This window comes from Neobacillus sp. NRS-1170, assembly GCF_050468025.1.
The window spans coordinates 1-5870 of record NZ_JBITPF010000122.1; the positions used below are offsets into that span (position 1 = coordinate 1).

A 5870-nucleotide genomic window follows, 5' to 3' on the forward strand; every position below is an offset into this window, starting at 1 on the left:
GCACCATAGTTCAAAGACCTTCTTCGCCAGCATTAAAACAGTATAGACTGCCTGATCCATTTTCATTCTCTGTGGTGAAGCGATGATTTTTGCGCTTCATGGATGGCTAACGGGTGCTAGAGTTAAAGATGGATCGCTGCGGAGGTCTTTTTGCTTGTTGTGCTAACGGGGCAGGTTTGTCGAAGAAGGAATTTGTATTTTCTTCCAGAATATATATATTCAATAATATAAAGGGGGGAAAAATAATTGACAGCAATTATGGTAGCATTAGCGATTGCAATACTGGGTTCAGTAGTTGCTTGGCAATTTAGCAAAGGTAAGTCAAAAAAAGAAAGTATATTATTTGGGGCATTACCATTATGATAGCAATCGCACCTTTCCTTTCATTTTCAATCGGCTTAACATATGCATTTATTGTTAGAAATGGTTGGGCTGGATTAATTATGTGGGTCTTGTTTCCAATTATTTTCATCTTAGGGCTTATTGTATTATTGGTTGGTGTCATTAAAGAAAAAGGAACAGAAACAATGTAGAATTATTTGCTTAGGGGTGAGTATTAGTTTGTGAAGAATTATACTTATACTAATGGGTGCAAGAGTTAAAGAGTGTGATTGCTGCGGTGGTCCCCTTTTTTAAAAGGGGCAGTTAAGTGAAGGCAGAAAATCAGCAATAATCTTAATATTTGTATAAATGAAGTGGTGCTATGCAGTTAAGTTCAAGACCACAAACAGACATAAGACAGGTCTTTAAAAGTTTTAGATTATTTTATCCTTTGGAAGGCCAACTAAATAGTTCCATCCAGTAATTTGTGAAACCCTCTAATAAGGTTAATACAGTACAATATTTTTTGATACGGAAATTAATGATGATAATTATTTAAAACTGCTGAGTTTAAGGGACAAGATTTTACAAGTTGAAACATCATTATTAGGGGGGATGTTCCAAGTTGAATAGGAAAGAACAAGAACTTGTCTTTATTAGAAAGTTAGTAAATGTAGTAGGTAAAAAATATAACAAAGATAATAATCAAATCAATTAACAATTAGCCTTTTCAAATTTACTAGCCGAAGATGACACAATAAAAGTAAGTTTCATCTTGAATTAAAGGGTACGATACTTCAATAACGAAGCGTCGTTTTTCTTATTTGAATAACAATACAGGTTCGATGTATAAACAAACCTTTTATCCATATAGACCGTATTTATAAAAAAAAGCGAAGCAATCGAGATAGTACATTGAAAAGGGGATTATAGATGAGCCCGATTGATATAATGGCAGTAGGTTTTCCAACGGCTATTGTAATATTAGTTCTTGTAGGTTTTTTCAAAGTGTTTGTAAAGAAGAAAAGTGTACCACCTTTCTATACTCCATTTGATGAAATAACAGGGCAATCTGAAGTGCAGTTTCACGAAGAACGAGAAATCCTAGCTGAAGATGAAGATCAAGGAGACAACAAGAATAAGAATAGAAGAAAACAGTTATAAAGTTAATAACATTAATGCAGTTTAAAAAACATCCGTTGTTGGTTGGTATTTAGTATTTTTACTTCCTAATTTAATCCCAATTACTCTTCATTCTTATTGAACATTAGGGTGCTAGAGTTAAAGATTAGAGCTGTCTATTTGACTGCTTTTTTTTATTGTGGTGCAAAGCAGGATATCGTAACATAGTATTAATCTACATTAAATAATATATATTTTTTGGAAGGATACCCATCTATGGAGATTTTTTTGTTTGTAAAAGGATTACTTATTGGTTTTTCTATTGCTGCTCCTGTGGGACCCATAGGTGTACTGGTTATAAAAAGAACGTTGGGTCAGGGGAGAATATACGGAATAGTATCAGGAGTTGGGGCAGCAAGTGCAGATGCTGTATATGGTCTAATTGCAGGTCTTGGTTTGACCTTTATTACGAATTTTTTTATTGGACAACAGTTTTGGTTTCATTTAGCGGGGGGAGTATTCCTTTGTTATTTGGGAATAAAAATAGCAATATCTAAAGCATCAAAAAATGCGGCACCAGTACAAGGTCAGCATTTATTTGGTGCTTATTCCTCAGTTTTTCTCCTTACTTTGACAAACCCTATTACGATACTATCTTTTGTTGGCATTTTCTCAGGATTAGGTCTCACTCAAGCTAATGAAGGTTCAGTGGTAACAATGGTTATAGGTGTATTTATTGGTTCAGGAATTTGGTGGCTTTTACTCTGCTTTGTTGTGGGGCTTTTTAGGGAAGTTCTCAAAAAACAAATGTTAATATGGATAAACCGATTATCGGGTCTTATTATTTTTTTATTTGGAATATATTCCTTTTTGAGTTTAATTTACTAAACGGGAGGATAGTGCAATAAGGAAATCGAAATTATAATTAATTACAACCTACTGAGGGTGGGTATTGAATGAAACTTCCTAACGGTGTAACTGGTTTTTATGAAAAGCCAAATGAACCTCCAAAAATTGATGAAAAGCAATTTAAAAAGTTATGTTTTAACATTATTAAAATAATGGAGGAAAGGTTTTAGAATTTAAAGTACCACAAGAGGCAACTAATTTTTTTGATGTAGAAGTTAATGTTTTAGATAACTTCGGCTTATGTGGGCAATTGCATAAGCCTTTTTAGGGTTGCTTCGGCAATCCTTTTTCTTATTGAACAAACGGGGCAGGTTTGTTTAACAAGGATTGATTAATATCAAAATAAAAAAAGCTTGGGTTAAATTTTCTCATGCTCATCTATCCAAGAATTATTGAAGAATTAACTCTCTATTTGATCGACTTGTATCATAATTTTGGTGACGTAATGTTTCTTATGATTCATTACAACTGTATCATAAATATACTCTTCAAAAACATAATCACCTAAGGTTAAATTTAAACGTTCCATCTCTGAAAAAAGTCGCTTATATGTATTTTGTATTGTTTTTTCATCCCCTATATGATAGCCACTGAGAAAATCACCCTTAACACTTTTAAAATACGGATAACCTTCCTTTGGATTTGGTTGCTCAATATATAAATAACTATAATTAGTGAATTCTCCTTTTAATACTTGCTCCCGTTTCGTTATAACACCTATTGGATATCCTGAATCAAGTTGTGATACGTTCAATTCATTAATAAAATCTGAAACGACCTCTACAAATTCTTCATCGGTTATATTTTCAATATTTCTACTTAAATATAGTGTTGCTTCTGGGAAATGTTCAAGCGTAACTTGATGAAAATCAAGGTGTGACGCTTCTTCCATTAAGGCTATTTTTGCTTCGATAATTTTTTCCTTCGTTTCAATTTCCTGACGTTTTTTCACAATCTCTTCTTTTTTTTGATACATTATAGCCAAAAAACTTTCAGGCGATTTATTTTGTGTATATTGTTGAATATCGTTTAGCGACATACCAAGATCCTTTAATAAATCAATAACAAAGAAAAGCTCAATTTGGCGAATTGAATAATAACGGTAACCTTTTTCATTTTTCAATTCCGGCGAGAAAAGCCCAATTTGATCGTAATAAAAGAGTGTCTGTTTGTTTACTTTGCAAAGCTTCGCGAATTCCCCTGTAGTTAAATATTTTCCATCTTTTTTATTCATTTTTTACAGCACCACCCTTGACTATATAGTTACTATATACACTAGGATGGAAATTGTAAACAAAAGAAAACAATACCAGTTAGTTTAAGGTAATTAGTTTAGTTAAGGAGAATGTAAAAGATGAAGACTCATAAAGTCACCTTGGGATTATTATTAATGAATTTATTCATAGCCTTTTTGGGAATCGGTCTTGTAATTCCAGTTATGCCTACTCTGATGAATGAATTAGGTATAACTGGGACAACAGTGGGTTATTTAACAGCAGCGTTTGCCATTGCCCAATTGATTGTTTCACCATTTGCAGGAAAAGCAGCGGATAAATTGGGTAGGAAAATTATGATTGTAATTGGTTTATTTATTTTCGGTCTCTCAGAATTTTTATTTGGGATCGGCAATGAAATTGAAATGTTATTTATTTCTCGTATTTTGGGTGGAATTAGTGCTGCATTTATTATGCCTGCTGTCACAGCTTTCATTGCTGATATTACAAATTTGGATACTCGCCCGAAAGCACTGGGCTATATGTCAGCTGCAATTAGTACAGGGTTTATTATTGGGCCAGGAATTGGTGGATTCTTAGCGGAATTTGGAACACGTATACCATTCTTCTTTGCAGGTGCACTTGGTGCAATTGCGGCTATACTTTCTATTATTTTATTATCTGAGCCGAATAGAAATGAGGAAAGTAATGAACAAGTCTCAGATGGAAAGATTGGCTTTAAGCGTATTATCGCCCCAAAATATTTCCTTGCGTTTATATTAATTTTTATTGCCTCATTTGGTTTAGCAGCTTTTGAATCGTTTTTTAGTCTATTTGTGGACCACAAATTTCAATTTAAACCATCCGATATAGCCATTGTTATCACAGGTGGTGCAATTTTTGGTGCAGTTTCACAAGTCATATTATTTGATCGGCTTACACGAATTTCGGGTGAAATTAAATTGATTCGATACTGCTTAATATTATCAGCCTTACTTGTCTTTTTAATGACCGTAGTTCATTCATATTTCTCTATTTTACTTGTTACATTTCTTGTTTTTGTAGGATTCGATTTATTCCGACCAGCAGTAACTTCATATCTTTCAAATATAGCCGGGAACGAACAGGGTTTCGTTGGTGGAATGAACTCTATGTTTACAAGTTTAGCGAACATTAGTGGACCAATTCTAGGGGGTATATTATTTGATATAGATATTAACTACCCTTACTACTTTGCGACTGTGATACTATCTCTGGGAATAGTTATTACATTGTTCTGGAAGAAGCAAGCAAATGATTCTTCTAACGAAGTGAAGGCTAGTGTAGCTAATTAATCAAATTGAAATAAAGACGAAAATTGTGAAAGATAGATGCCATGTTGTTATAAGTTTTTTTCTCTGCGTATTTTATTGAGTAATACCCGGCAGCCAGCTGATATAAGACGATAGGTTTCAGCAAAATCACCTGTAAAAAATGGATCGGGGATATCTTTCCTGTATTTGGTCAGGTCGAGCAGCCTAATGATCTTTGGATGATTAGGCTTTCCGGTTATCCTGTAAATATTTTTTATGTTGCTTTCGTCCATACCGATAATATAGTCGAATCTCCGAAAGTCCTCTTTCTTTAGTCGGCGTCCAACAAGCCCATTAGAAGAGATATTGTATTTCTTCAGAATATCAAGAGTTCCTTCGTGCGGAGGGAAACCGATTTGCCATGAACTGGTTGCAGCGGAATCAACTGCGATTTTATTTGTCAAATTTTCTTTTTTGACTAAGTGGCGAAACAGAGCTTCAGCCATCGGTGAACGGCAAATATTCCCTAAGCATACAAATAAAACGTTGATCATGTACTTAACCCCTTTTGATTTATCTTTTTTTCCATTTTAATAGTCTTTTTTGAAATGAATTATGTATTTTCAAAATAGTGCAGTGAACAGGTGTGTTGTTTTGCACATCTCCAGCCGTTACGGGGTCTTATAATATTAAGCTACTCCAGCGATGATAAGAAATAAACATACATTGATTTAAAGCAAAATCATCTCAGTAAGCACCATCTGCCATGTACAGTGGCTTCTTTTCATTCGTAAACACAACGTATGTACAAAACAGAAATATGGAACGGCGCCAGAGCTAATTTTACAGACTGTTTCCCAAAAAATCCTTGTGATTTGTCTTTATTTAGTGTTAAAATAACTCTTTTTTGTGTAACAGATTAATTGTGTAGAATTTCACTTAAACTAACCCCTGCTTTTCTTCAATTAGGAGTAATGCCTTTAATATACTAAGGGGCAGCATTCCTGTAATG

At 33.8% G+C, this 5870-nt stretch carries 7 protein-coding genes; 5 read left to right on the plus strand and 2 right to left on the minus strand.

Annotated elements, in window-relative coordinates:
* The first annotated feature begins 359 nt into the window (after positions 1 to 359).
* The 4 genes from ACIFOT_RS32160 to ACIFOT_RS32175 all read left to right on the plus strand — a co-directional run bounded on the left by ACIFOT_RS32160 (position 360) and on the right by ACIFOT_RS32175 (position 2522).
* A complete protein-coding gene (locus ACIFOT_RS32160; RefSeq protein ID WP_430073011.1) occupies positions 360 to 533 on the plus strand; it encodes a hypothetical protein in 174 nt (57 codons plus the stop codon).
* Positions 534 to 1254: 721 nt separating this feature from the next.
* Positions 1255 to 1485: a DUF3951 domain-containing protein gene (locus ACIFOT_RS32165; protein ID WP_430073014.1), complete on the plus strand. Its 231-nt coding sequence runs from the start codon at positions 1255 to 1257 to the stop codon at positions 1483 to 1485.
* Positions 1486 to 1719: 234 nt separating this feature from the next.
* The gene (locus ACIFOT_RS32170) at positions 1720 to 2331 is read left to right on the plus strand and encodes a LysE/ArgO family amino acid transporter (protein ID WP_430073016.1); all 612 of its coding nucleotides are present in this window, start codon (positions 1720 to 1722) and stop codon (positions 2329 to 2331) included.
* 68 nt (positions 2332 to 2399) lie between these two features.
* Positions 2400 to 2522, plus strand: a complete 123-nt coding sequence (locus ACIFOT_RS32175) for a hypothetical protein (RefSeq protein ID WP_430073019.1) — start codon at positions 2400 to 2402, stop codon at positions 2520 to 2522.
* A gap of 230 nt (positions 2523 to 2752) precedes the next feature.
* Here ACIFOT_RS32175 and ACIFOT_RS32180 read toward each other — a convergent pair whose 3' ends face one another.
* Positions 2753 to 3586 carry a MerR family transcriptional regulator gene (locus ACIFOT_RS32180; RefSeq protein ID WP_430073021.1) on the minus strand — a complete coding sequence of 278 codons (834 nt, stop codon included), beginning with the start codon at positions 3584 to 3586 and terminating at the stop codon, positions 2753 to 2755.
* Between the two features lie 120 nt (positions 3587 to 3706).
* On the opposite strand from ACIFOT_RS32180, the gene norA reads away from it, so the two are divergent.
* The gene (gene norA / locus ACIFOT_RS32185) at positions 3707 to 4900 is read left to right on the plus strand and encodes a multidrug efflux MFS transporter NorA (protein WP_430073024.1); all 1194 of its coding nucleotides are present in this window, start codon (positions 3707 to 3709) and stop codon (positions 4898 to 4900) included.
* Positions 4901 to 4947: 47 nt separating this feature from the next.
* Here norA and ACIFOT_RS32190 read toward each other — a convergent pair whose 3' ends face one another.
* On the minus strand, positions 4948 to 5412 hold the full coding sequence (locus tag ACIFOT_RS32190) for a low molecular weight protein-tyrosine-phosphatase (protein WP_430073026.1): 465 nt from the start codon (positions 5410 to 5412) through the stop codon (positions 4948 to 4950).
* Between the last annotated feature and the right edge of the window lie 458 nt (positions 5413 to 5870).